The 25970-nt window shown below is 44.9% G+C and carries 22 protein-coding genes; 5 read left to right on the top strand and 17 right to left on the bottom strand.

Translation table 11 applies throughout. The annotated features are described in order from the left end of the window. Positions 1-729 (bottom strand): ABC transporter permease, encoded by a 729-nt coding sequence (locus INP83_RS05580; RefSeq protein ID WP_255563306.1) that lies wholly within the window; start codon positions 727-729, stop codon positions 1-3. A gap of 308 nt (positions 730-1037) precedes the next feature. On the opposite strand from INP83_RS05580, the gene INP83_RS05575 reads away from it, so the two are divergent. Beyond that, positions 1038-2180: a glycoside hydrolase family 26 protein gene (locus tag INP83_RS05575; protein WP_219126631.1), complete on the top strand. Its 1143-nt coding sequence runs from the start codon at positions 1038-1040 to the stop codon at positions 2178-2180. A gap of 114 nt (positions 2181-2294) precedes the next feature. Here INP83_RS05575 and ispG read toward each other — a convergent pair whose 3' ends face one another. Next, positions 2295-4361: a (E)-4-hydroxy-3-methylbut-2-enyl-diphosphate synthase gene (gene ispG, locus INP83_RS05570; RefSeq protein ID WP_219126630.1), complete on the bottom strand. Its 2067-nt coding sequence runs from the start codon at positions 4359-4361 to the stop codon at positions 2295-2297. Between the two features lie 173 nt (positions 4362-4534). On the opposite strand from ispG, the gene INP83_RS05565 reads away from it, so the two are divergent. Further along, positions 4535-5338 (top strand): hypothetical protein, encoded by an 804-nt coding sequence (locus INP83_RS05565; RefSeq protein WP_219126629.1) that lies wholly within the window; start codon positions 4535-4537, stop codon positions 5336-5338. Here INP83_RS05565 and INP83_RS05560 read toward each other — a convergent pair. The 9 genes from INP83_RS05560 to INP83_RS05520 all read right to left on the bottom strand — a co-directional run bounded on the left by INP83_RS05560 (position 5335) and on the right by INP83_RS05520 (position 17777). Next, positions 5335-6195 (bottom strand): NAD(P)-dependent oxidoreductase, encoded by an 861-nt coding sequence (locus tag INP83_RS05560; RefSeq protein WP_219126628.1) that lies wholly within the window; start codon positions 6193-6195, stop codon positions 5335-5337. The two genes, INP83_RS05565 and INP83_RS05560, sit on opposite strands and share 4 nt — an antisense overlap. A 2-nt stretch (positions 6196-6197) precedes the next feature. Next, a complete protein-coding gene (locus INP83_RS05555; protein WP_219126627.1) occupies positions 6198-7190 on the bottom strand; it encodes a phosphotransferase in 993 nt (330 codons plus the stop codon). A gap of 78 nt (positions 7191-7268) precedes the next feature. Further along, positions 7269-8600 (bottom strand): TldD/PmbA family protein, encoded by a 1332-nt coding sequence (locus INP83_RS05550; RefSeq protein WP_219126626.1) that lies wholly within the window; start codon positions 8598-8600, stop codon positions 7269-7271. Positions 8601-8604: 4 nt separating this feature from the next. Then, the gene (locus tag INP83_RS05545) at positions 8605-10242 is read right to left on the bottom strand and encodes a TldD/PmbA family protein (protein WP_219126625.1); all 1638 of its coding nucleotides are present in this window, start codon (positions 10240-10242) and stop codon (positions 8605-8607) included. A 145-nt stretch (positions 10243-10387) separates the two neighbouring features. Then, a complete protein-coding gene (locus INP83_RS05540; protein ID WP_219126624.1) occupies positions 10388-12112 on the bottom strand; it encodes a hypothetical protein in 1725 nt (574 codons plus the stop codon). A 29-nt stretch (positions 12113-12141) separates the two neighbouring features. Then, positions 12142-14259, bottom strand: a complete 2118-nt coding sequence (locus tag INP83_RS05535) for a hypothetical protein (protein WP_219126623.1) — start codon at positions 14257-14259, stop codon at positions 12142-12144. Then, positions 14252-15709, bottom strand: coding sequence for a BatA domain-containing protein (locus INP83_RS05530; protein ID WP_219126622.1), 1458 nt, complete (start codon positions 15707-15709; stop codon positions 14252-14254). Before INP83_RS05530 ends, INP83_RS05535 begins: the two co-directional genes overlap by 8 nt. A gap of 73 nt (positions 15710-15782) precedes the next feature. Beyond that, complete coding sequence (locus INP83_RS05525) at positions 15783-16661, bottom strand: DUF58 domain-containing protein (protein WP_219126621.1); 879 nt, start codon at positions 16659-16661, stop codon at positions 15783-15785. 120 nt (positions 16662-16781) lie between these two features. Beyond that, positions 16782-17777, bottom strand: a complete 996-nt coding sequence (locus INP83_RS05520) for a MoxR family ATPase (protein WP_219126620.1) — start codon at positions 17775-17777, stop codon at positions 16782-16784. A 226-nt stretch (positions 17778-18003) separates the two neighbouring features. Here INP83_RS05520 and INP83_RS05515 point away from each other — a divergent pair, with 226 nt between their 5' ends. From INP83_RS05515 to INP83_RS05505, 3 genes are read left to right on the top strand one after another with little or no spacing between them, the layout of a single operon-like run. Next, the gene (locus INP83_RS05515; protein ID WP_219126619.1) at positions 18004-18630 is read left to right on the top strand and encodes a DUF4159 domain-containing protein; all 627 of its coding nucleotides are present in this window, start codon (positions 18004-18006) and stop codon (positions 18628-18630) included. Positions 18631-18672: 42 nt separating this feature from the next. Then, positions 18673-19284 carry an RDD family protein gene (locus INP83_RS05510; protein ID WP_219126618.1) on the top strand — a complete coding sequence of 204 codons (612 nt, stop codon included), beginning with the start codon at positions 18673-18675 and terminating at the stop codon, positions 19282-19284. A gap of 8 nt (positions 19285-19292) precedes the next feature. Further along, a complete protein-coding gene (locus INP83_RS05505; protein ID WP_219126617.1) occupies positions 19293-19922 on the top strand; it encodes an RDD family protein in 630 nt (209 codons plus the stop codon). Positions 19923-19987: 65 nt separating this feature from the next. Here the strand turns inward: INP83_RS05505 and INP83_RS05500 are convergent, their stop codons facing one another. The 6 genes from INP83_RS05500 to INP83_RS05475 all read right to left on the bottom strand — a co-directional run bounded on the left by INP83_RS05500 (position 19988) and on the right by INP83_RS05475 (position 25955). Next, positions 19988-20590 (bottom strand): hypothetical protein, encoded by a 603-nt coding sequence (locus tag INP83_RS05500; protein ID WP_219126616.1) that lies wholly within the window; start codon positions 20588-20590, stop codon positions 19988-19990. A 14-nt stretch (positions 20591-20604) separates the two neighbouring features. After that, positions 20605-21453 (bottom strand): hypothetical protein, encoded by an 849-nt coding sequence (locus tag INP83_RS05495; protein WP_219126615.1) that lies wholly within the window; start codon positions 21451-21453, stop codon positions 20605-20607. Between the two features lie 177 nt (positions 21454-21630). Next, a complete protein-coding gene (locus tag INP83_RS05490) occupies positions 21631-22497 on the bottom strand; it encodes a nucleoid-associated protein (protein WP_219126614.1) in 867 nt (288 codons plus the stop codon). A gap of 76 nt (positions 22498-22573) precedes the next feature. Next, positions 22574-22738, bottom strand: a complete 165-nt coding sequence (locus INP83_RS05485) for a hypothetical protein (protein WP_219126613.1) — start codon at positions 22736-22738, stop codon at positions 22574-22576. 227 nt (positions 22739-22965) lie between these two features. Next, positions 22966-23262, bottom strand: a complete 297-nt coding sequence (locus tag INP83_RS05480; protein WP_219126612.1) for a hypothetical protein — start codon at positions 23260-23262, stop codon at positions 22966-22968. A 143-nt stretch (positions 23263-23405) separates the two neighbouring features. Continuing rightward, entirely contained in the window at positions 23406-25955 is a 2550-nt protein-coding gene (locus tag INP83_RS05475) for a family 20 glycosylhydrolase (RefSeq protein WP_219126611.1), read from the bottom strand. Between the last annotated feature and the right edge of the window lie 15 nt (positions 25956-25970).

Raw genomic sequence — 25970 nt, 5'->3', positions numbered from 1 at the left:
TTAGCGGAACCATCCGGCTATCTGTACAATTAAAACTTCTTCAATAAACACAATAAACATTGCTGTTACCACTGCGCCGTTAGCAGCTTTACCAACGCCCTCGGTACCCTTGGTTGAATTATACCCTTGGTAACATCCAACTATACCTATAGTAAAGCCAAAAACTACAGCCTTAGCCAACGATGCCCAAATATCCACAAAGGTTATAGGCTCAAAGGCCTGTTCAATAAACGTAGCGTAGCTGGTGCCCTCGTTTTGTGCTATGTTCAAATACCCGCCGAACAAGGCAATAAGTGCTACATAAGTAGCTAACAATGGTATAGTGAATGTTGTGGCAATAACACGTGTGCATACCAAAAATTTAAAGGGCTTGGTGCCGGATACTTCCATAGCATCAATTTGCTCGGTAACCCGCATAGAACCTAATTCCGCACCTATGCTTGAACCCACCTTGCCGGCTGCGATAAGCGCCGTTACCAATGGTGCAAGTGCCTTCATGATAGCGATAGATACCAGTGACGGCAGCCATGATGTTGCACCAAATTCTGTGAGTGAAGGGCGGCTTTGCTTGGTAAAGATAACCCCAATGATAAAACCGGTAAGGGTTATCAGCGTGAATGACCTAACGCCGGTTTCATAACATTGCCTTACCACTTCTTTAAACTCGTAAGGCGGTAGAAAAACTTCCTTAAAAAAACGAATTACAAAGGCATAGATACGGTACAGCATCAGGAAAAAATCTGATATTGCGTTTCCAATTTTTTTAAAGCGCGATAGCGCTGTGCCTGATGTCGATTCTGTGCCTTCCATTAACTGGGCAAAGGTATAATTTACGTAAGATATAGAAACCCGGATTGACCGATTTGTTTCAAAAGTTAAATCAGTTAATTGTAATAATTGTTTTAATGCAGGCATTAAGTTGATACACAAGTATGTTGTATAATAATTGGGGCTATGATTTGATTAGGGATAGGAACGTTCAAACTTTCTCATTCATGGCCTTTAAACTTTGTCTTAGATTTTAAAATTGAGGTGAAATGAGTTTGCGATTTAGTATCTGCCGCCGGTATTTGTTTTTATTGATAACGGTTTTTCTAACACTTTGGCTGCCGGCAAATGCACAGTTATTTAACCCCAGCGACCCGCAAGCTACTAACGAAACCAGGCAACTTTACTACAGTATGCAGCGCCTTAAAGGGGCAGGTACCATATTTGGCCACCATGATGATACTGCTTATGGCGTTGGCTGGTGCTTTGTGAAAGATCAGTCTGACGTAAAAAGCGTTACCGGAACCTATCCGGCCATTTACGGCTGGGACCTGGCTAAGATAGAACACGACAGCGTTCGCGATATAAACGGCGTACCTTTTAAATATCAAAAACAACTGGTACAGGAGGCCTACCGCCGGGGCGGCATCAATACATTTTGCTGGCACATGGATAACCCTGCCAATGGTAAAACCGCCTGGGATACCAGCATGCGTACCGTTGCAACCATATTGCCCTGCGGGGAGCATCACGAGACCTATAAGCAATGGCTTGATAAGGCAGCCGCCTACATGGCCGACCTAAAAGGTGATGACGGAGAACAGATACCTATCCTTTTTCGCCCTTTTCATGAGTTGACCGGCAATTGGTTTTGGTGGTGTGCCAACACAAGCAGCCCGGAAGAGTTTAAGCAGCTATGGCGATTCACTATCGATTACCTGCGCCAAACTAAAAAGTTGCATAACCTGCTCATTGTATTCTCTGAAGCCGATTTTAACAGCGAGACCGATTTTTTACAGCGCTATCCCGGCAACGGCTATGTAGATTTTATCGGCTTCGATAATTATTGCTATAAAAATATTGAAGACTACAAATACAACCTTGATAAACGATTGGGCATTATTGATGGCATTGCCAAACGAAATAATAAGCTTACCTGCTTACCGGAGACAGGATATGAACAAATTCCGCAAGCCAATTGGTGGACCACCGTGCTGCAACCCATACTTGCTAACCATCAGCCATCATACGTTATGATTTGGCGCAACGGCCGCCCGGATCATTATTACGCACCCTACCCAGGACAGATAAGCGAGGCTGATTTCAAAAAGTTCTTCGCCAGTCCGCAGGTGATATTTGAGAATAGGATAGCACCACTGGGAGTGTATGGGAAGTATGTGTTGAAGAAGTAAGTTCTTGCCTCGTCCTTGCGAGGAGACGTAGCCGACGTGGCAATCCTCCATTGGTAGAGCTGCTCTGTAAGTAGGGGATTGCCGCGCTATCGCTCGCAATGATGGGTCAGGTGGTTAAATATCTTCCACCGCATCAATCCAATTCCCGTCGCTTTTGATGATATCAATGAGTTCATCAAGCGCTTTATCAGTATTCACATTTTTCTTCACCACTTCCCTGCCGCGGTACAGCGTGATCTTATCCGGCCCCGAACCAACATAGCCGTAATCAGCATCGGCCATTTCACCGGGGCCGTTTACTATGCAGCCCATAATGCCGATCTTTAATCCTTTAAGATGGCTTGTACGGCTGCGGATCATTTGTGTGGTTACCATCAGATCAAACAAGGTACGGCCACAGCTTGGGCACGAGATATATTCTGTTTTAGAGATACGCGAGCGGGTAGCCTGTAAAATACCGAAAGCGGTTGAAGTTATTATACCTGACGGCAATTGAAGTGCATCAATCCATATACCGTCGCCAAAACCATCAACCAGCAAAGCACCGAGGTCTGTTGAGGCGAAGAGTTGTAAATTAGTATTGAGATCTGAGATGTGAGATGCGAGATCCGCTTCCTCGTTTTGACTTTTGGATTTTGGATTTGGGCTTTCAAAATCATAAGTACGCTTAACAATAACCGGTATATCGAGGCCCATTTCCAGCATTTTAAGGAAGAACGAACGCTGATCGGCCATTCCGTGAAGTTCGGTAGTTTCCAGTACAAATACCAAAGATCTGTCTAAAGGAATAGCGCCAAAAGCGTCGGTATCCAAATCGGCATGAGTTATGCGTACCAGGTTAAGTGCCGATGAACGGTCTGCGTCTGCCGCAGTATATTCTTCAAGCGTGAACAGGGGGTGGCAAAGCATTTTATTGGCAAGCTTTTTCCAGGTATTGTAGTTGTAAAGCTGGCGCAAGTTGCCCGGCATGTTAAACGATGGCAAGCTATCGCCCAGGAAAACAAAATCAACAGATTGCTCACCCATGTTATACTTATCCAGCAACGGCGAATAAATGTAGCCGGCTGCATTCAACACCGATGGATCTTTAAGATTAGCGTGCTGCAGATCAATAACTACGCGCGGCACCATATGCCCACCTATAAAGGCGTTGGCCTCATAGGTTTCGCGTTTTTTATATTCGTATGGAGAGTATAAAAGCCTCTCCCCGGCCCTCTCCAAAGGAGAGGGAGTTGTTTCATTCTTTTGACTTTCGACTTTTGACTTTTGACTTCTAAGCGCGTAGCGCTGAACTAAAGCAATTGCAACCGGCGCTTCTGCTTCGGGTTCTTCGGTTAATGATACGCGCACTGTATCGCCGAGGCCATCCTCCAATAATGTACCTATGCCCACGGCAGATTTGATACGGCCATCCTCACCGTCGCCGGCTTCGGTAACGCCAAGGTGTAACGGGTAATTCATGCCTTCGGCCACCATGGTTTCAACCAGTAACCTGTAAGCTTGTACCATAACCTGCGGGTTACTGCTTTTCATGGATACTACCAGGTTATAGTAATTCAGTTCCTCGCACATGCGGATAAATTCCATGGCACTTTCTACCATCCCCTGTGGGGTATCGCCATAACGGCTCATGATGCGATCGCTTAGTGAGCCGTGGTTAGTGCCTATGCGCATGGCAGTACCATATTCCTTGCAAACGCCCACCAAAGGTTTAAACTTTTGAAATATGCGTTCTAACTCGGCCCTGTACTCAAGATCGGTATAGTCTATCTGGTCAAATTTCTTTTTATCGGCGTAGTTACCGGGATTTACACGTACTTTCTCTACTATGCGGGCAGCAACTTCGGCCGCGTTAGGCGTAAAGTGTATATCGGCAACAAGCGGCACATTGCATCCGCGCATGCGGAGCTGCTTTTTTATTTCGGCCAGGTTATTGGCTTCTTTAATGCTTGGTGCGGTAATGCGCACATACTCGCAGCCGGCGTTAACCATACGGATGGTCTGCTCAACGGTACCAATTGTATCCATGGTATCGGTAGTGGTCATGCTTTGTATGCGGATGGGGTTATTGCCACCCATAGGCACATCGCCAATAAATACTTCGCGAGTAACGAAGCGCGAATAATCTGTTAGCGAATTACAATATTTACCGGGCAGCACTTTAACGGCATCAGCATTCATGCAGGCGTGGAATTAGATGAGCACAAATTTACGAAAGAAGTTTAGAAGTTAAACGTTATCATAGTACAGTATGATATCCGAATAGTTTTTAAACCCCCAAGTTTTAACAATACGCTTCCGTAGCATGTTTTTTGATAACATAAAGTTTATATTAGGCATTATAAACTATCTGCATGAAGCGTATTGTACCACTTGTTTTATCCGCCGTCTTGTTTTGTAGTTGCGATAACAACCAGCAAAGTGCTGATAAACCACTTAACCAGGGCCCCGAACTGGTACAGCAATTTAAACCACTGATAAATGGCACCTGGGTTAAAAAGGATTACATTAAAAAGGTAAAGAAAAGCAAATCACCACTGGAGGCGGTTGACCATGGCGTGGGCGTTACCGTATTCCGCATCGATACTTCAAAAATGAAGGGCGATAGCATACCTGTGGCCGCGGTGGTAAATAACCATGAGGGCGAAACTTTAACCTTGAGGTTTCAACCCGGCAGAAATACCACAACCATTGTTTTTGGTAATGACGAGTTGAGCTACAAGCTTAAAAATAGCGATACCACGCTTATCATCTATCATTACGACAACAGAACAAAAGAAACCAGTAGCGCCCAATACATTAAAGCACCTGATGAAAATAAGGTAAGTGATCTTGCAACTGCCATGAACCTGATGATCAACCAGGCAATACTTAGCGGAAACTACCAGGGAACAGATGCAACAGGCAAGCCTGTCAACGCCCGTTTCACCGATGATGGCAAAGTTAGTGGCCTGCCCGGCTTAAACACCTATTTTGTACAGAACGACCATATTGCCGATCCGCAGCACAGCCATGACGAGATCATCTTTAACATGAATGCCGCCGGCCAAAAATCTTATTCATTTATCATCAACAAGAAAATCCTGTACCTGTATGATGATGCCGAACACATTAAATCTAACAAGCCATCTTATACCCTGAAACGCAAACGCGATTAGTTATCGCCATTCAAATATTTATAAACGGCTATCAGGTCTTCGTCGCCATGCTTTTGAGATGCGGCCTCAAATGTTGCTAAAGCTGTTTTGCCTAAAGGTGTAGTCAAACCGATATCCCGCGAGAGTTTAAGGTCTTTTAAAATATTTTTTAAGCTGAATGCCGGTTTAAAATTATTGTTTACGATGGCTTCGCCCTTTAGCTTGGTGTATGGGTTGGCGATGGCTGCATTACCTAAAAGCTCAAGCAGCACTTGTGGCTCTATCCCGTTATTTTTTGCAAGAATAAGCGCCTCAGCCAGTCCTTGTGTGTAAAAGCTTAACAGCGTGTTTATGGCAAGCTTTGCCGCGTTACCTGCTCCGGTGTCGCCAACATTTAAGGCCAACTTGCCTATTGTTTCTAAAACCGGTTTAACCTTTTCAAATACGTTGTGCTCGCCGCCAACCATAATCACCAGTTGTGCGGTTTCTGCTTGTTTTACACTGCCGGATACAGGGGCATCAAGATAGCTAAGCCCATGTGCCTTACATTGCTGCGCCATTTCTTTACTGATAGCAGGCGACACCGTACTCATGTTGATGATCACTTTTCCGTCACCTTTGCCGGCTAATAAGCCGTCTTCGCCTTCAAAAACACTGCGGATAGCTTTATCATCAGTCACCATAATGATGATGATATCTGATTGCCCTAATAATTCTTCAGGACTTGATGCGGTATTTGCGCCCTGCTCTTTTAATCCTGCTTCTTTCTCTTTACTCCGGTTATACACTGTAAGAGGATAACCTGCCTTAAGCAATTGCTGCGACATCGGAGTTCCCATCAGGCCGAGGCCTATCCAACCGATCTTTGTTGTGTTCATATTTATGATGTAAGTACGTGGTCGTCGAAATATTTCTTAACCAACAAATTAATAAACCGTTTTAAATGGGTTTCGTTTAAAAAAACGTTGGACCAGTTTTCAAATCTTTCGCACTGTACACCCAGGTAAAAGAAATACATGCTAACCCCAAGCATAGGCAGCAGGCGGCGCTCCTCATCATTTATAGGCGAAATACTTTCGTAGCCCGCTAAAAAGCTGTTCAATTTTTCGTTACGTTCCGTGTTAACTTTCTCGGTGCTGTAAAGCTGGAGGATATAGTAGGCAATATCTAAACAAAGCCAGCCATTACCGCAAAAGTCAAAATCAAATAAATTTATCTTGCCCTCTGCGGTTATATTCATATTATCGAACCACAAATCCATATGCACTGCACCTTTCCGCAATTGGCTATCATCAGCATGGGCCCACAGTTTGAGTAAAGTTTGTTGCGTAGAAAGCATCCAATGCATTTCGGCGGAAGATTCGGGAAGAAAGTCCTTGATCTGCTCTACGGATCGTTGCAGCATCAGTTCTGCCGTGTAAGTATTCCGTTTGAGTGAGAAGCCCTCCGTTAGTTGATGAATCTGCGCCATGATCCGCCCTACGGAATAGTGGACATCTGCCGGGAAGTTCAATAGTTTCTCACCATCAGCATAGGTGAACAATACACCGTAACGCATGCCCTCGGGAGCATATATCTCCTGTACGTAAATGCCGTCGCTATCAGGCAGTGCATAGCTAACCGGTATATTGTTGTCCTTTAGCAGATTAAGCAACCTCAATTCTTCCTCAATTTCAAGCCTGTTGCGCCAGCCAAAGCTATAAACCCTGAATACATATTTCTGCCTGCCCTGATCATTGATCAGATAGCTATGATTAACACCTGCCTTAAGCAGCTTGCATGTTACACCGGTATCAAGATTGTAAACATCTTGTACATAAGGCGCTAAAATATTGGGGGCTAAAATAGAACTAACGACAGGAAAGGTATTCATGGGTTTAATATTGGGGGTACAAATAAACAAAAAACGCCCCTGCTTATGGGCAGTGGCGTAAATTATTTAATAGGTTGATTATACCGCGTCGGACAACGAGCTAAATGTAAAGTCCCTAATTTTCATTGGTGGTATCAGGTAGCTGCGGTAGCTCTCCACGCTGATGCTGCGCTCGGTTTTACCTAACGCTTCAAGATTGTTAAGCATAATTACCGGACTCTCGTTAAACCTGAAATTTTTAACCGGGTGAATGATCTTGCCATTTTCGATATAGAACGTACCATCGCGGGTAAGGCCTGTAAGCAGTAACGATTGCGGATCAACCATACGGATATACCATAACCTTGATACCAGGATACCACGCTCTGTACTTTTGATCAGATCTTCTAAAGTAGCGTCGCCGCCCTGCATGATGATATTTGATGGACCGGGAACAGGCTCAACGCCTTTCTTCTGCGCCCAGTAACGGGAGTAAGAAAGGTTTTTAACCACGCCTTTATCTATCCATAGCGTTTTCTCGCGGGGTAAGCCATCACCATTCCAGGTTGAGGCAGGAAGATCAGGATTGAATGGGTCTGAATAGATGGTAACTTTCGGATCAACCAATTGCTCGCCCAAACGGGTACCCCCGCCTTTTTTGCTCAGGAAGCTACGGCCTTCTTCGGCGCTGCGCGCATCAAAACGGAACATATTCTCCATCATGTATGTGGCTGCAACAGGCTCTAATATCACCGTATATTTACCGGGCTCCAACGCCTTTGCATTGGCCGAAGCATTGGCCTTCATACAAGCTACACGTGTTGCAGCGGCGGTATCTAATTTAGAAACGTCAGTAAAGCCGCGTGCCGCATAGCCGGAGATGGTACCTGCTTCATTACGAGTAGTAACTGAGAAAGTAACATCACTGCTTTTATTATAAGCAAACAAACCTTTCGAGTTCATCATGGCATTAAAGCCACTTGAGTTCTCCAAAAAGCCAGCCGCGTTCAGTTTGCTATCTTTAGATACCTGTAAGCTTTTACCAACCATATCCGCACGGCTCTCAGGCGTCATGGCCGCGGTATTTGCGTTAAAGGTGATAGATTCTTTAAATTCTCGTGGGCCAAGCATCGGCATATACTCCGGGTTTTCAGGAGCCAGTTGGGCCAGTTCCTCCGCACGGCGTACCACCCTTTCCAATGATGCATCGTCAAACTGGTCGATAGATGCTGAACCGGCTTTTTTTCCGTAAACAGATGTTACGCTTAAGCCAACATTGCTGATATCGCCTGCTGTTGAAACGGCGTTTAACGCGTAACGTACGTTACCGCCCTCGCTGCCGCCAAGGTTCACCTCACATTCTTCGGCTTTTGAATAGCTAAGTACTTTCTTCAGTAAAGCCTGCGCTTGTTCTTTTGTATATATAGGCATATGCTTATCCGATCTTTCTTTTTGTGTTAATTACATTAACACCGTTAAACCTTGCTGTTGATGAACCATGCGATACCGCGCTGCTTTGGCTTGGCTGGCCTTTGCCATCGTTAAATGATCCGCCCAAACGGTAATCGCGCTCGTCGCACACTGCCACGCATGAGTTCCAGAACTCACGGGTATTAGCCTGGTAAGCCACATCGTTAAGCATACCTACAATTTTACCATTCTTGATCTCATAGTAAAGCTGTCCGCCAAACTGGAAGTTATAACGTTGCTGGTCGATAGAGAAGGACCCGTCGCCAATAATGTAAATGCCTTTTTCCACATTTTTGATCATATCGTTTACGGCCATTGGCGTTTTGCCCGGCTGTAACGATACGTTTGGCATACGCTGGAACTGCACATCCTGCCAGCTTTGTGCATAGCAGCAGCCCTGCGACTCTTTTAAGCCGATAATATGCGCCTGATCGCGAATGGCCTGGTAATTTACCAGGATGCCATCTTTAATGATATCCCATTTTTTGCAGGCAACGCCCTCATCATCATAACCTACAGCACCAAGCGAACCCACCTGGGTTTTATCGCCAACAATATTTACGTTCTTGCTGCCGAAAGCAAAATTGCCCGATTTCCATTTATCCAATGTTAAGAAACTGGTACCTGCAAAGTTGGCTTCATAACCTAACACGCGGTCAAGCTCGGTTGGGTGGCCTACCGATTCGTGGATAGTTAACCAAAGGTGACTTGGGTCTAAAACCAGGTCGTATTTACCCGGCTCCACACTTTTTGATTTTACCTTTTCTGCAGCCTGTGTTGTAGCAAACTTTACATCCTCAAGCATATCGTAACGCTGTTTGTACAACGGCGTAATGGAAGATATTTTCTGATCGGCAAGCGGCGTCAGATATTCATAACCCATACCCACTGGCGAACTTAACGACCGGCGCGTTTCAAACGAGTTACTTGCCGCATCTATCTTGGTCACGGTAAAAGTTGGGTACAGGCGATGAACGTCCTGGTCTATATAAGAGCCATCCGTTGAGGCAAAATATTTTTGCTCGTTAACGGCAAATATCATGGAGTTTACAAAGTTTGCACCGCCATTCATGGCAACGGCATTGGTACCTAATAACAGGTCGACTTTGTCCTTAATAGGTACTTCAAATGCGTTCTTTTCGATAGGCGTTTTCCAGCTTACTTCACCGTAGCCTTTTTGTGGTGCCAGTTGTACCGGTGCACTGCCCAGTTTAGCGTTGGCTTTGGCAACTGCAACTGCACGTTGTGCAGCTTTGGCAATGCCTTCTTTGGTTACCTCGTTAGTGGCAGCAAAGCCCCAGCAGCCATTTGCAATAACGCGTATGCCCACCCCGAATGATTCGGTGTTGGCTACGTTGATGACCCGGTTCTCGCGGGTTATCACAAATTGATTAAGGTAACGGCCAATGCGCACATCGGCGTAACTTGCCCCGGCAGATTTTGCGGTGTTTAAGCCTGCATCAGCCAGTTGCTTTTTAAGGCTTACATCAATACCCTCAAGCGCCCGCTGCACATCAATGGTGTTGCCATAACTGTTTAACGACGGCAGGGCCATGGCACCGGCTCCAATACCCGTCAGATAAATAAAATCTCTTCTTCTCAAAGTTTGTCCTCCAAAAATTAATTCCCAACCGGGGAAGACGGTTTAAATAAAAACATAGTTTGCCTCACCTAAATCCTCTCCAAAGGAGAGGACTTTAATATAAGACTTTTTGAACCCTCTCCCATGGAGAGGGCAGGGTGAGGCTTTAAAGCTTAGCCTCGATCCACAGGAAAGTACAAGCTGCAAGCAGCAGCATATAAAAATAAATTTTTGGCACGTCAATCCTAATTTTTTCTTGTATCTGTTTTGTTACATCAGATAATATAGGATGGGCTGATTGATAAGCCGTAGTAGCGGCAATTTTTTGAGCGGATTGTATGCCCAGCCATTGGTCGCCCGGATAGGCATACCATAAGGCCGAATGGCCACCGCTTTGCAATGTTTGCCAGCCGGGAGCCGTTGTTTGTCCGTCCGCAAACCACAAGAACGGAACGGACTGGCTCTGCTCTGGGGCAACACGTTCGTTGTTGATAAGTATGGGGCCGCTATCGCCACGATCAATATTGAATTTTACCGGTTCGCCGGTAACAGGAAGTGAGGAGAAGGTTATTTTTAACGGATCTGGTTCTGCTTTACGCGCTGCGTTACTGATAAGCGCCGACCAGTACCAGGCATAGTCTTCTTTGTCACCACCTAATACCCAACTATAGCTGTTGTTGACGATATTAAATACAACCTTCCCTGCGCCCGCTTGCGCTATGGCAGCAACTGTTTTAGCACCTGTTTTAGCTAAAGCCTGCGTACCGTTATTATGGTTGATGTATGCGGCCCCAACCGGCAATTTACCCGATCTGCTCTTTTGGGTGCCGATACTAATAAAACCCGGCGAAGCTTCCTTGCCGGATGGCCTATCGACAGCAAAACCGTTTTGCAGCCACGTTTTTTTATCAGTACTGTCTGCCCGTAATATGACACCCAAGCCGCCATCATTTATCTGCTGTTTAAGCACTGCTGCTTCTGCCGGGTTCAGTGAAGCCAAAACAGACAGATCACCAATAACCACATCAAATTTATTAAGGATGGTTGCTGACAGGCTATTGATGTTAGGTTGTGGCAAATTGATAAACTCGGTATTGTATTTATCCTTACTTATAACTGTGCGCATGGCTACGGCATAGCCGTTACCCGCCAACCAGTTCTTTAAAAACTTGGTTTCAAAATCCGGCGAAGCCGAAAGCATCAATACCTTAAGCGTTTTAGTAGGAATAACCTGCACCGGAACATCACCCTGCAAAGCAGTATCGACATATAACTGATAAACTAACTCACCAGTGGCTTTTGGCTTAGCCGAAAGGTTGAATTTAGCCTCAGATCTTGGTTCGATAGTGACAGAATCAAGAGCCGTTGCCGATCCTTTTAAGGTTAACTTAATTTTTTTGTTCAATATATTGTTATACAAGCCCTGTACCTGCAAATTATCGCCATCTTTAACTTTCTCCGGCCAACTTGCAGCAATTACACCGTGCGGTTTAGATGATGGATGGAAAGCGATAGGTACTCCCTCCAACTGTTCTAATTGATATGGCTTTAAACCATCGCCGTAAATGTGCAGCAATTTTAAATCAGGTAACTCATCCAATCCGGTAAGTAGCTTTGCCTTGGGGAATCTTTTATTTACCGATGCATCTAAGGTATAAATGTGATTATTGATATCCGTAGGCAGACTGTCGTTGTCAAAGCCGGATGTGAGTAAGATATGTTTTTGAGCTTGGTTGACACTTTGCGTAGCGTTGTATTTAAGCGGTAAGGCAATGCATGCCAAAGCTGCCACTACTATCAATACCGCCGCCAAGCGCAACCCCAACCGCGATCTATTTCGCCGTTTAACCTCCAGCCAGCCAAAGATAATGGCAGCCAGGGCGCTAACCATAATAACAAGATATGGCGGCAAGCTTTGCATTAACGGTTCAAGGCTTTAAGGTTTTTGAAATATTGTTTAGATAGCCCCATATCGGCAGGCGACTGTGCCGATGTTGGTGCGGGCTTCAGTGGCGATAAACTTTTCTGAATGGCGCGCTCAACCAGCTCTATGTCCGTCCGTTTTGGTGCGGACGTAGCCAGGACACGCCTCATAGCGTTTAATGCTTGCAAATAAACGCCCGGCTGCGCCGAGGCATTTTCGCTCAGCTTTTGATCTGCCAATTGTAGAATATGTTTTTGCGTAGCGTTAAGTATCATGCCTTTTTTAAGATCTTGCAATACAGCAACAGCATTACGCAGGGCAGCTTGCCTGTCCGCAGTAGCTTTTATTTCCTGCTTATCAGTTGGCGAAGTCACCTTGTCTAGTTCGCCGCTCAGGCGTTTCTCCATTTTTAATGGTGGCGGGTTGTAAGCCGTTTTTGCCACATACGCACGCGATTTCTGCTGCAGATCCTTTAACAATCGCAGCGCTTTGTAGGCAAACGGCAGCGCCGCAGCAGGTTTGTACAGGCGCAGTTGCAGTTCGGCCTTCCACATTTCAGTAAGAGTGGCTTTAAGCTGCGCTTTTATGGTTGGCTCAAACAAACCTGCATCATCGGCATTGTCATGGTCGTCAGTGTACTCTTTCAATATCTTTTTGGCATTGCTGAAATCTTCCGGGTTATCCAGGTCATTATTGCCTTTGCCTATCTCGTCCTCTGCTTCCTCACCTAAAAATTTGCCGTAACGCAAGCGCAGCAACTTTTGGTCTATCGCCAGGTTATTGCTGCGGATGTTAAATTTCTCTGCGCTGATGCTGTCTTTATCTTTGAGCAATTGCTCAGCATCGATAATGATCTGCCTTTCGCTCCTGAAAAATTCAGGCTTCAGGCTCGATCCTGCTACCATGCCGGTCATGCTCAACAATTCCGCAGTATCCTGTATGCTCACCTTGAACACATCAGAGCGGCTTTGCTGATGATAGGTATCCTGCGCCTGCAGGTAAAAATAAAGCTCGTCACCCGGCTCCATTTTCAGAGATGGCAGGTCTATCAATTTAGCAAGATCGTATTTAGTTTTCTGCCCTCTGAATTCTTCCGCAAACGGAATTTTATATTCAGTAAACTTAACGCCTTCACCGCGACCTTTGGCTACGGTTGCAACAAGCTGCGCGTTGATGATGCCATGATCGTCATCAACCGTAGCGCTGATATTTACCCGCTGTACCTCACCTGCATCGATGTACGTATAGGTCTTCGGCGTTTTGATATGGATAACCGGCGGGGCATCTTTTAACACAATGATGCGATAAAGGTCGGATAGTTTGCCATCCACCTTTACCTGGTAAAAACCGGGTTTGCTTAGCTGTTTGCTGCCCACCCATTCCTTACCATCTGCTGAGGGTTGGAGCTTCAATTCCTGTACATCGTTAAAAATGAGGGAAAGTGCCTTAACGCTCACATTGGTTTTCACATCCCAACGCAGGCTTGCGTTTTCGTTAATGGTGATGTTAAATTTATCCCAGGTAAACGGCGTACGGCTGATGTAAGCCGGTGGTGTAATGGTGATGTGGACACCCTTAACCTGTGGCAGCAGCACTTCCGGTTTTTCAGGTGCGCAAAAGGCCACATCGCGGTCATGCGTGTAAAGGATCTGATCGACATAGAACAATTCACCCATGGCCCAAATAAAGCCGGTAGCTACCAGCAAGGCAACAAAAGCAACAGCAAGTTTCTTTGCAAATGGCTTATGAGATACCTTTAAATTGCTTAAAGTCTCCGCAGCCTTTGCCGAGGCTAATTGTTGCAAGGTATTTTGCTGCTGCGCGGGGATCAGCAACAATTGGGTACTTTCTTGCAGCTCAGGATATTCTTTATCCAGGAAGGCGGCTATCTTTTTATCAGACATTTGCCAAGGCTTACGCAAAAGCAATATCAACGATAAGGCAATAGGAAACGTGAGTATACCCCAAAGCAGTTTCGGCGAGATAAAATAATAGGTAATAGCACCTACGTACAGAGCGGCGTAGGCCGCAAACAGCACGGCCTCCAGCACCTGGTAGGTCACCCACCGCCTGCGCAGGCTTTGTATTTTATGTAAGCCTGCCTGCTCAGCCATTTTCCTGTTGTTTAAGTTTAAAGTTCAACACGCGTTCTGCAGCAAATATCAGCATTAACAACAGCCAGAAATATCTTGAAACATCCTTTTGTTCGCTTACGCGATAGGGAGATGTGTGCGAAGCAGCTTTAACCACCTCCGGCTGTATATGCTGATCAGTAAGGATACGGCGATCGTGGCTGTTTGGTTGGCTGTCAGTTTCCGGATACAGCAACTTTAGCATCATTGCAGGGAAATCATCGCTCCATACCAGGTTGTTCCAGGCCGGGTTGAAGTGGGTGTAGAAGCGGTAGAAGCCCCCCTGCCCCCTCAAGGGGGAGTGAGATAGAATGGCATCCCCAAAACCATCTGTCCAAATGAGCTGTTGTATTTTACTTGCAGCAACACGTTTGTTCAAAGCAATATGTCCCGGCTCAATCCAGGAATTGACCTCTATGGGTTTCCCATCAGCGTAAGCGAAAATGTGCTTTGCATTATTAGCTAATGCTGCAGGCACAGGCTTTTCGGACAACCAGAAAAGCCAGGTCTTCTTATTGGGTATGATTGTGTTACTGTACTGTTTGATGGTTGTTTTAGTGCCATGGAAAGCCGTTGCTGCATCCAGCGCAGCCTTCAGATATTGCGCATCTAAAGGATATTTATCATTATAAATGGCAATACGCTGTGTAGCTGTATCAACCAGCATGGGCTCCTCTTTGCTGTTTTTAAAGCTTACCGTTGTCCGTCCGTTTTGGGTGAGGACGGCGTGCACGGCATCGCCATTGCCTTTTAGTAGGATGTTGATGTACGATGTGCCGCTTGGAGTGCTTGTGCCATCGGTTACCTTAATGCTGCCATCGTTTGTGAATGCAGCCGACACTATCCATCTACTTACAGAATCTGCCGGGGTGTAGGTTTGCCATTTTAGATTAATGCTTACCGATGGCTTGCTGCCTTTGAAATGCTTTTTAAAATTCGGACTGAAGATGTAAACCTGTCTGCCTTGCCCGATTCTCTCAAGCTGCTTAATCAAGCTCCAGTAGTTAGTGTTAGAATCAGTATCGACTTGTTGTTTTGTGCTATCGCGCTTTTCAAAGCCTTTACTGAAATAATGAAACTCATACCCCTTGCTAACGAGCGAATCTACCTGCGGTTTAAACCTGAAATAGGTCTCTTTAAAGTTCTCTTTCGGAATAAGCACCCAGCCTTTGGCTTTGGAAGCCGAATTGATCTTCTCCCATACCGGCTTTGCCAAAAATGCAGTGATCAGCGCCAGTAGCAGGCAGCGTAATATCAGCAGCAGGATCTCCAATAGCTTGAGGCTTCGACTGCTTGCTTTTGATGCTTCGCTGATAAGCGATATGCTGCCTATTCTCAACGTTTTTCCCGGCCTGATATTCCACAGGTGTATCACCAGCGGAATGCTTAGCGCTGCCAATGAGATAAACCATATGGGGGAAAGGAATTGCATTAGAAAGCCTCTCCCAAATCCTCTCCAAAGGAGAGGACTTTCTTTAATTGTTTTAAAATTAACCCGCAGTCTATCATATCAACCCCTTTTTGCGTTGGACCAGAAATTCTCTCAGGGCTTCATCAAGCGGCTGGGAGGTGCTGAGCATGCGATAGGCAATGCGTTTGCCAAGCAGCTCAGCCTTAATGACGTCAAGATGTTGTTTTAGCTTTTCTTTATAGACGGTTTTTGCAGTTTGGGCATTCACCTGGATGGTTTCGCCCGTTTCCATATCTTCCAGTGTGGTGTAGCCTTTAAAGTTAAAGTCCAGTTCGTTTTGCCCCATAAGGTGGAACACGATGATCTCATGCCTTAAGGCAGCAAGCGTATTCAGCAATGAGAATATCTCACCACTGGCCTGGTACATATCGGTTATAAATACCAATAATTCCTTACGATTATTACTGGCAAAGAGTTCTTTGTAGTGGGCTGGTCTGGTGAATTGTCCGCCCGGTTTTACCTGCTCTAAATGGTAGAACAACCTTTGCAAATGTTGTGGATCGGGTTTGGACGGCAGCGAGAATAGCTTGCCATTCTGAAACACGTTGAGTGCTACGGCATCGCCCTGCAGGTTGGCCAGCCATGCCAGCGAAGCCACCAGCATTTTGGCGTAAGCTATCTTGGCTATTCCGTCATCATCGTGGTTCATTGATGCGCTGGCATCAACGAGGAAACGCACCGAAATACTGGTCTCTGTCTCCGATTCGCGGATGTAATATCTATCACTACGGGCAAACATACGCCAATCCAGCCAGCGCAGGTCATCACCAGGCTGGTAGCTTCGATATTGTGAAAATTCAAGTCCCGGCCCCTTCAGTGTACTTTTATTAAACCCATTCATGAAGCCATCAACAACCGTTTTCGCCAGCAGCAGCAAATCCTTTATGGTGGTTAATGTTTTAGGGTTGAGCATGGTGATATTTTATTGGGTAAAAAGCCATGTCATTACGAGGAGGAACGACGAAGCAATCTAACAGGCAGGTCAGCGTGCTTATCCTCTGAGATTGCCGCGCTTCGCTCGCAATGACATGATTTATAAAGAACCCTTCCTTTCCACTACCTTTATCAATTCCTCTGTTACCTTATCGGAGTTTATCCCTTCCGCCTCGGCTCTGAAGTTCATCAGGATACGGTGCCGCAGTACGGCCGGTGCCATGGCATGGATATCTTCCATCAAAACGGTGTAGCGGCCTTTTAACAGGGCGCGTGCTTTGGCGGTTAGTATCAAAGCCTGGCCTGCGCGCGGGCCTGCGCCCCAGCGTACCCATTCCTTTACGTAGCTTACCGTGCTGGTATCCGGCCGGGTGGCGCGTATCAGCTGGCTAACATACCTTGTCAGATCTTCATTGATGGTTACCTGCCTTACCAGCGCCTGGGCTTGTATAATCTCTTCGGCAGATATAACGGCCTGTACATCGGCATTGCGGATGCCGGTGGTGCGGTTCAATACTTCAAACTCTTCCTGTTCGGTTGGGTAGCCTATTTTCACCAACAATAAAAAACGGTCTAACTGTGCCTCGGGCAGTGGGTAAGTGCCGGCCTGCTCAATAGGGTTTTGGGTAGCCAGTATAAAGAAGGGCTTATCCAGCGGATAGGTTTGCCCGCCGCAGGTTACCTCAAACTCCTGCATGGCCTCCAACAATGCCGACTGCGTTTTGGGTGGCGTCCTGTTGATCTCATCGGCCAGGATGATGTTGGCAAACAAGGGGCCTTTGTTAAACTTAAAGAAACGCTTGCCCGTGGCATGGTCTTCTTCCAGTATCTCGGTACCAATGATGTCGGTAGGCATCAGGTCGGGGGTGAACTGGATGCGCCTGAAAGCCAGTTGCAGTGCCTGCGACATGGTTTTTACGATCAGCGTTTTCGCCAGTCCGGGCACACCCTCCAGCAGGCAGTGGCCTCCCGCCAGGAAAGCCACCAGCAGCTCGTCCAGTATGGCATCCTGCCCCACAATTACCTTTTGTATCTCGGTTTTTAACGCCGGCAGTTTGGCCAGGAGGGATTTAATTTGTTGTTCAGTTAGTTGCATTTTTGTAAAAAGCCTCATCCTAACCCTCTCCAAAGGAGAGGGAACTATCTTTAAGGGAGTATAAACTCCCTCTCCTTTAAAGAGGGCCGGGGTGAGGCATGTGAGTCCACAAGATAGCTATTCACAGCAATTTTAGCATAACCACCCCGCTAAGTATCTAAAACTTTACACCGGCTGTAGCATCTGCACTGATCGGGGCAAAATATTTGTGTTAATTTTAGCAGCTATGGCAGAGGCGCAAAAATTTACTTTCACCCGGCTCAGTTACCACAGCGGCGACTGGGATACCGACCAGCGCATGCCATCAAACCTGCTTAACTCGTTGCTGGAGTATACTACCGTTGCCTTTAATCCGCAGGAGAAGGTTGTCCCGCTAAGCAGCGACGACATTTTTAACTATCCTTTTTGCTACCTCAGCGGGCATAAGCTGGTTCAGTTTGATGCCAAGGAGAAAGCCAACTTTAAGCAGTATGTACAAAACGGGGGCTTTGTTTTTGTTGACGATTGCAACCACGATATCGACGGACTTTTCGCTAAATCCTTTGAGGCGCAGATGGCAGCGCTATTCGGTCCAACGGCATTAAAGAAGATCCCCAATAACCATAAGCTGTACAGCTCTTTCTTTAAATTTGAGAAAGGGCCGCCTACCACCTCATTTGAGCTTAACGGCTGGGGCGACGACCTGGTGCACGATTACCTGAAAGCCATTGAGATAAACGGCCGCATAGGCGTTTTATACAGCAGCAAGGACTACGGCTGCGAGTGGGATTACGATTTTAGAAATAAGCGTTTCCTGGCCGAGGACAACACCAAATTTGGGGTAAATATTATTATGTATGCGCTAAACTCTTAAGCGTAAAATATTTATCTTAATACCCTTAAAACCTTAGCCATCATGATCAATACTTATTACTTAATGCAAGGCAGCGAGCAAACCGGCCCTTTTACCCAGTACGAAATTATGGATATGCAGCTTGATGTGCACACCATGGTGCTTTCGCCGCTTGCTACCGGCTGGGAGGAAATGATAGACCTGCCCGAGTTTAACTACTACTTTGAGAACCGCGGCATTTATCCGCCTAACAAAAGTAATTATGCCCACTTTGGATGGCGGATCCTGGCGTACCTTATTGATACAGCAATTGTGATACTTTCGGTAATGATGTTGTCACTCGCGTATAATCTTTTTGTTTATTTAGTAGCTCCATCAGCGGGCTTTGCTAATGAAAATGGGTTAAATTTATTTTTTGGTTTATCAGCGAGTCTTTACAACGCCACTTGCGAATCAAGTAGACTACGGGGCAGCATTGGCAAAGTAGCTTGTAAACTTTGCGTAGTGGATGTTAAGGGCGAACGCCTTACCTTTGCCAACGCACTTGGCCGTAATTTTGGCAAGATATTATCCAGTATAATTTTTGGATTAGGATTTTTACGTATCCTTTGGGACGATAAGCGACAGGGATGGCATGATGAGCTGGCGAAGGCCTACGTCATTAGAAGAAAATGATTTTTTAAATGGAAGAGAACTACTACATAGCACGAGATAAAACCGAGGAAGGCCCGTTTACCCTTAAGGAACTCATGCAGGCCGATATTGATGCCGACACGCTGATACTAAGCCCTAATGCCGCAGACTGGCAGCGTGCATCAGACATGCCGGAGCTGTTCCATTATTTTGAGGCTCGTGGTTACTACTTCCCTACCGAGGATAACCTGGCAGGGTTTGGCTGGCGCCTGCTGGCTTACATTGCCGACTCGTTCATTATGTCGTACCCGATAGCATTACTGAAACCGGAGAGTTTTGATGCCATATATAAACGCGCCCTAAACGGCGGCGCCACGGTTGACGACCTGGGCACCATGATGCAGTTTAACCTGCTCACCTTTTTGGTGATGGCTATGTACCACACCATCTGCGAGTTTTCGCCGCTGCAGGGCAGTTTGGGTAAAAAGCTTTTCAGGCTTACGGTGGTTGATGCCGACGGCCGCAGGCTAAGCTTCTTTAGGGCACTAACCCGCAACATTGGCAAAATTGTATCGGGCACGGCACTATTTATCGGCTACCTGTGGGTACTATGGGACGACCGCAAACAAGCCTGGCACGACAAATGGGCCAAAGCTTATGTACTGGTGAAGAATAGGTAATCAGTTTTGAGATAAAATATGAAAGGCCTCTGTGTACGCAGGGGCCTTTTTGGTTGGGGTAATATTCAATGATGGTAATATAAAAACAAGCTTGTGGTAACTATAAAAAGACCTAACAAATAGTACTTCCATAAATTAGCATACTTCTGTTGTTTGTCGTCTAAAAAAGACAAGTCTGCATAATACTCCTTATCATCATTTAGTATTCTCTTTATGTCTTCAACGTCAAGCAAATCTAGATATCTTTGCTTCATATTTTTATAACTTCCGATAAACCTTTTTCGTTGCTCTTTAACTTCCCATAATGCTATTCGATAATATATATAAGAAAAACAAATGAATACACTAGACAAGATAGTTGAGTCAATGGTAAATATGTCTTTAAATACAGGCTTTCCTATAAGTTTAATTATAATGGCAGATATATAAAAGCTAATGAGCGCGAGAGCACTTTTTTGAAAGCCAGAAGCAAAAGATTCAACTATTTTATTTGCTCTATCATGAAACGTTAAAAGTTGATCTGATATCTTATTTCTAATTTCTATATATTGCTTAATGTTTTGTTTTTCATATACTTTGTAACTCGATTGAATAGACTGGAAAGGATTTCCAATAATTTCAATACCCTTGGAATTATCTAAATGTAAAGAAATTATGTTTCTTGCCAAGCCGACTTTATCATTTAAATTTCCCCTTTGAACGTCCAGTCATAAATTCTGAAATATTCCGCAAGATGTCTTTCACGCAATATTCGGAAGTCTAATTGACCAATGATAGTCTTATATCCATTAAGCTTGTAATCGATAATGGATTTTGACACTGCAATTATGTCAAACAAATATGCTGTTGAATAAATCGCACAAATTTTATTAAAAAGAATCTTAAGCTGTTGGTTGGAACATTCTAAAATATGAAAATCATCCGGTATGAATTTAAAGCTATTAGTTAGATTAAAGTTTCCTATGGAATTCAACGAAGCAACTCTAGATTCCCTCATTTCATAGGACATAAATCGCGAATCAACCTTATTTATATCACTTGCAATCGTCGCTGTCCGAAAAGTTAGTTTACCGGTAAGCGGTTGCAAAATTAATTTTTGTTCCTGTTGAAATTCATTATGCAATCCATGAAGAACTTCAGTTAATTCAAGGTCAGACACGTATTCAATAAATTTGTCGGGAAAATAGATTGAAAGAATGCCGTAAACCGTTTTCTTAATTATATCGAAATGTATTTCAATTTTTTCATCGTCTTCTCTAATTTCTAATCGGTTAAAAACCTCTCGAAAAAAATTGACAGTGCTTCCTGGGGAGTAATAATCAATAGGATCATCATCTCCCACGAAAACAGATATCTTTAATAGATCTCTGTCGTTGAGAAACGATATAGAATCTGTTTGACCTATTTCATTGGAAATTTGAACTAATTCGTTTGCAGTAAAGCGAATTCTAACTTCTTTAAAACTTTCTTCTATGAAATTCGCTGGCGCAAAAGCAAATAATTTAATGAATTCATTGATATCAATTGCCATTCTACTTGCTCATTTCTCTCTGAAAATGCTCGTAACCTGTGTCAGATTTAATCATTACCCATTTAGAGCCGTCACCCTCTTTATGTGGACGAATAGTGCTGGAAATATCGTTAATATCTTGCTTTAACAACAATTCTATTTGAGGTGTCAACGGTATAGTATTTTTGAATCTTTTATTTAACAGATTGGGTACAATCTGAAATCTACTATCAAATTTGCCCTTTTCAGATAATTTCCTCGCTTTTTTTCAATATCATTAATATCAATCTTGTCATTGAAAGGCCTATATTCTTTTATGACATTATCAATGTAATCTTCAAGCGCAAATTCTTTTTTGGTTCTGAAGTAATGCACTGTTGTGTTCCATAGGTTTATATAGTCTGCTTTCGAACTCGTTTTTAAAGGAGCCAAAATTCTACTATTCAACACAGCAAATGCAGTTTCTGTGTTGTGCTCGTCAGTGTAAACTTCTGTCAATTCCAAAAAGTCTCTCCACCAATAAACAGAAAAAACTGAATTGGTGTCATAGACAGAAGTCCTTGTAAGTTCTCTCTTGTCGTTAAATTCAGAAATAAAAGCTTTATAAATTTTTTTTCTTATTGGCAGTCCCGATGTTCTTCTAAAAGTAATTGAATCTATAAAGTCGTTGTGATCGGCTTTTGATATAATGATTTTAGATGTTTTGTCGTCAAATTCAATTAATGAAACGACTAATACTCCTTTTAATATTTCTATGCCCAACTTATCTACCTTGGCTTGAGAAGATTTTTCCATAGTTAGAAGGCGCTTAGATATCTTTTGGGATAACGTATCGTAATGCTTTTCATCCGTTTTATTGTTATCTAAAATTTCCGTCAATAAAGTCCGCACTTCAGTACTATCGCTTCGAAAATGATATCCTTTTCTATCGGAACCAGATAAAATATTAGTTACTAGTTCCATGACATAACCATCGAGGTCATTCTTGTCAGATGAGTGAGGCATAAATTCGACTAGATTATTCTCGATATCTATTTTATGCAAAGAATTAAATATTATTTTCATTGTGAATTATTTGGTTTAAAGTGTTATAAATATCATAAAAAAAGAGAATTATAACTACCGTAAAAACACCTGATTTTCAAATAATTTCACCCTTCTTTCCAACCTTCTCCGCCTTTGCTTTTAGTTTGCTGTAGTATTGGCGCTCAAAGAGGGCCATTTTTATTTTCATGTCTTCCAGCAGTTCCAGGGCTTCGCTTAGGAGTTGCAGGCGCTCTTGGCTTAGTTGTTCGGTAGTGCTCATGATGGTTATCGCTTTCAAACAAAGGTAACAACCATGGCTTATATTTACTAATATTTTTAGCAAATAGTTATGGATGGTAGATGAGATTGTTAGTCTGCGCTTGTCGAAGACCTGCCAGCGGGATAGTGTGGTTCGACAGGCTCACCATGACAAATTGTGAAGTATATTACGTTCTGCATGGCCCATAAACACACCCCTGGCCCCTCTCGAGAGGGGAACTGATTTATTTATATCACAGCTAACGAAATAGCACCTGCTATAGCAAACGGGATAGCCCAAAACTTCATGTCTATCCACATCAATGTATTTTGCCCCCGGTTAATGTTGCGGCCAACCTGCAGTAACAGGTGCCCCTTATCAAAGAACCAGATAAAAGCTGCTGAAATAAAAAAAGTTGCCGGACGTACGTATTTCTCACCGTAGCCAATTGCATCAGTAAGTACAAAAAGTATTACACCAATAATTAATGGAGCAGCCAATACCCAATGGCCTTTACCTCGATGCTGAATAAAATGGGCAATCATGATGAAATGAAGTTAACAAGTTTTTTGAATTATCCAGGACAACAGCAAATAAACGCGTCATTGCGAGGCACGAAGCAATGACGCGTGAAGGAATGATGTTATAAGCCACTCTCCTTTGGAGAGAGGGGTTTGGGGTGAGGCTTTTATATCGCCGGTTTATCATTTTCCGCTCCCTGGGCGATGTTGCCGCCGCGGCCTTTAGCATCAAACACACGGAACTTAACTGTACCTGTGGCATCAACCGGGCCGGTATACTGCGGACTCTCGGCGGTTGGCTCGGCACCGTTGGTGGTGTAGCGAATCACCATGCCAGGGTACTGCACGTTAGCGTAGTATTTTCCATCCTTAAGCATAACGCCGGGCTTTGGTATCCTGAAGGCGTAACCGCCGCCTTCGTAAGCCAGTCGCGGCAGTTCGCGTTTGCCCAGCACGTTCACAAATCGGCTCCAATCCTCGTTATACATTTGTTTGGCCTTGGCCGAGTCGAGCTCAGTTGTCCAGGCAGGGTCTTTGGCCCAGGCACGTTCGCCCAGGGCAATCAGCTTAGGGAATATCATGTATTCCATTTGCTGCGGCGTTTTAACGGTTTCGGCCCAAAGCGCACCCTGCAGGCCTATGATGTTCTCCTTGCCATAGTCGGTAAGGCGCTGTTTGCCAACAAACATCCGGCGGTCGATAGCTTTGCCGTTCTTATCCACATCGGTATTCTTAAAATAATCGAAAGGGATAAACGAGAAGAATTTATCTATACCCAAAAATGCGCCCCAGTAGTAGCCGGGTTCGTCCCAGCTTTTGTAGGTGGCCATATCAAAGTATAGGTTGGTAACGCAGGTAAGCACGGTTTTGTAGCCAGCGTTTGCCAGTTTATAGGCAAGGTCTTCCTGCCCGTCGCCCAATACGTTGTTCCATACATCAACCTGCATACCCTCGTTCACAAATTGCGGGTTGGGCACGTAAGCAGGGCGGCCATCAAGCGTGGTTTTGCGCAGGGCCATTTCTTCCCAACCGGAAAGGGTAATGTTTTTCTTTTTTAAGATGTTGTTCACGCGGCCATAGAAGTAATACCACAGGTCGCCGGTATTTTTTATTTCGGGGTGAGTTTTCTTAAGCGCCTCGTAAGCCGGCGATTTTTCCCACACGTGTGCAGGCACCTCGTCGCCACCAAAGTGGATGGCAGGCAGCGGCGCACCGGCTTGTTTGTACATGGCAACCAGGTCATCAACCACGCGCTCAACAAAAGTATAGGTTGATGGCAACGAAACGTCTATCACGTTATCATTCCAGTACTGTACCGAGCGATAAGCCGACTGGTCTCCGGTATCATACAAAAGATATTTAGCAGCTTCGGCCTTTTTACCGGCAGCCGCCAGGCGATTGTAGCGCGCCTGCATGGCTTTAATGGCACCACGGGCATGGCCGGGCGTCTCGATCTCGGGCATTACGGTGATGTGGCGGTCGTTGGCGTATTTTAATATCTCGATGTAATCGGCAACGGTATAAAAGCCCGTACCGGCAGGATTACTAAAATCCGGACCGGAGCCGTGCGATGCCGGCAAAAAGTTTTTGCTATCCAGCGTGTGGGCACGTTTTGATGCTACGGAAGTGAGCTCGGGCAGTGATGGTATTTCTATGCGCCAGCCTTCATCGTCGGTAAGGTGCATGTGCAGGGTGTTTAATTTATAAGCACCCATCAGATCTAACAGGCGTAATACCTGCTGCTTACTCTGAAAGTTGCGGGCAACATCCAACATCACGGCACGGTAACCAAAGCGCGGCGAGTCTTTAACCTCTACACAAGGAATCTCCAGGCTTTTCTGCTTATCGGCATATACTGCGGACGGACAAAGGTTCTTTAACGATTGTATACCGTAGAACATACCGGTTGCAGTAGTGGCGTTTATTTGGATGGCGTTAGGCTTAACACTCAACTCATAACCCTCTTTACCAAATCCAACCTTGTAACCCAGCGTTATGGTGTTGCTTGCAGCTACCGACGTGAACTGCATACCAAAGGCCTTCATTAAAAAAGCGCTCAGTTTGGCCTGCTCTTTAGCGAAACGAGGGTCGGCGCTGATCACCTTTGCACTTGGTTCGAGTTTAAACATACCTTCTGTTTCCTGGTAGCTCAACGGCAGCGGGACGATCTTGGGCAGTTTATCGGCAGGGATATCAATAATGCTTTTATTCTGATTGTAAATAACCTCGGGCGTAACCAGGCCGGGATATTTTGGATCGAGGGGCTTGATGATGAAGTTGCCGGGAAGGTAGCCTTTATCAGGCGAGGCATCCCAAACAAAGTAAGGGCCTTCGATGGCATCGGTATAATTTACCACAACGTTCTCGCAGATGTATTCGATACGGGCGCTTTCGCCGGGTTTAATGGCTTTAAAGTTTTGGTTTGGGGTAATGCTGTAGAGGTCGCCGTTTACCTGCAATACTTTGGCATTACCACTAACGGCATCTGCAATAAAATTGCGCGACGAATTGAAGTAGATCTTCCAGCCACCGGCAGGCAGTGTTTCTGTACCATTATTGGTGATGATAAGCGCCGTTAAAGATTGCTGTTTGTTTTTGTAGTTGTTATCAACCACCTCCCAGGTAAGGCTCAAGTTTTTAACATTAAAAACCGGGGCGGCAGCAAAGGCGGCAACGTTTGCAAACGCAATAACGATAAGGGCAATAAAACGGCGCATGGCTAATTCAGGTTT

The sequence above is a fragment of the Mucilaginibacter sp. 21P genome, assembly GCF_019331605.1.
GTDB lineage: Bacteria > Bacteroidota > Bacteroidia > Sphingobacteriales > Sphingobacteriaceae > Mucilaginibacter > Mucilaginibacter achroorhodeus.
Note: the sequence above shows the minus strand (reverse complement) of the source record. Positions and strands in the feature narration are given on the sequence as shown.

What these genes read in the sequence shown, in the direction of transcription:
- INP83_RS05580 (WP_255563306.1), bottom strand. Translation starts at nt 729, where the DNA reads ATGCTGTACCGTATCTATGCCTTTGTAATTCGTTTTTTTAAGGAAGTT.
- INP83_RS05575 (WP_219126631.1), top strand. Translation starts at nt 1,038, where the DNA reads ATGAGTTTGCGATTTAGTATCTGCCGCCGGTATTTGTTTTTATTGATA.
- ispG (WP_219126630.1), bottom strand. Translation starts at nt 4,361, where the DNA reads ATGAATGCTGATGCCGTTAAAGTGCTGCCCGGTAAATATTGTAATTCG.
- INP83_RS05565 (WP_219126629.1), top strand. Translation starts at nt 4,535, where the DNA reads ATGAAGCGTATTGTACCACTTGTTTTATCCGCCGTCTTGTTTTGTAGT.
- INP83_RS05560 (WP_219126628.1), bottom strand. Translation starts at nt 6,195, where the DNA reads ATGAACACAACAAAGATCGGTTGGATAGGCCTCGGCCTGATGGGAACT.
- INP83_RS05555 (WP_219126627.1), bottom strand. Translation starts at nt 7,190, where the DNA reads ATGAATACCTTTCCTGTCGTTAGTTCTATTTTAGCCCCCAATATTTTA.
- INP83_RS05550 (WP_219126626.1), bottom strand. Translation starts at nt 8,600, where the DNA reads ATGCCTATATATACAAAAGAACAAGCGCAGGCTTTACTGAAGAAAGTA.
- INP83_RS05540 (WP_219126624.1), bottom strand. Translation starts at nt 12,112, where the DNA reads ATGGTTAGCGCCCTGGCTGCCATTATCTTTGGCTGGCTGGAGGTTAAA.
- INP83_RS05535 (WP_219126623.1), bottom strand. Translation starts at nt 14,259, where the DNA reads ATGGCTGAGCAGGCAGGCTTACATAAAATACAAAGCCTGCGCAGGCGG.
- INP83_RS05530 (WP_219126622.1), bottom strand. Translation starts at nt 15,709, where the DNA reads ATGCAATTCCTTTCCCCCATATGGTTTATCTCATTGGCAGCGCTAAGC.
- INP83_RS05525 (WP_219126621.1), bottom strand. Translation starts at nt 16,661, where the DNA reads ATGCTCAACCCTAAAACATTAACCACCATAAAGGATTTGCTGCTGCTG.
- INP83_RS05520 (WP_219126620.1), bottom strand. Translation starts at nt 17,777, where the DNA reads ATGCAACTAACTGAACAACAAATTAAATCCCTCCTGGCCAAACTGCCG.
- INP83_RS05515 (WP_219126619.1), top strand. Translation starts at nt 18,004, where the DNA reads ATGGCAGAGGCGCAAAAATTTACTTTCACCCGGCTCAGTTACCACAGC.
- INP83_RS05510 (WP_219126618.1), top strand. Translation starts at nt 18,673, where the DNA reads ATGATCAATACTTATTACTTAATGCAAGGCAGCGAGCAAACCGGCCCT.
- INP83_RS05505 (WP_219126617.1), top strand. Translation starts at nt 19,293, where the DNA reads ATGGAAGAGAACTACTACATAGCACGAGATAAAACCGAGGAAGGCCCG.
- INP83_RS05495 (WP_219126615.1), bottom strand. Translation starts at nt 21,453, where the DNA reads ATGGCAATTGATATCAATGAATTCATTAAATTATTTGCTTTTGCGCCA.
- INP83_RS05490 (WP_219126614.1), bottom strand. Translation starts at nt 22,497, where the DNA reads ATGAAAATAATATTTAATTCTTTGCATAAAATAGATATCGAGAATAAT.
- INP83_RS05485 (WP_219126613.1), bottom strand. Translation starts at nt 22,738, where the DNA reads ATGAGCACTACCGAACAACTAAGCCAAGAGCGCCTGCAACTCCTAAGC.
- INP83_RS05480 (WP_219126612.1), bottom strand. Translation starts at nt 23,262, where the DNA reads ATGATTGCCCATTTTATTCAGCATCGAGGTAAAGGCCATTGGGTATTG.
- INP83_RS05475 (WP_219126611.1), bottom strand. Translation starts at nt 25,955, where the DNA reads ATGCGCCGTTTTATTGCCCTTATCGTTATTGCGTTTGCAAACGTTGCC.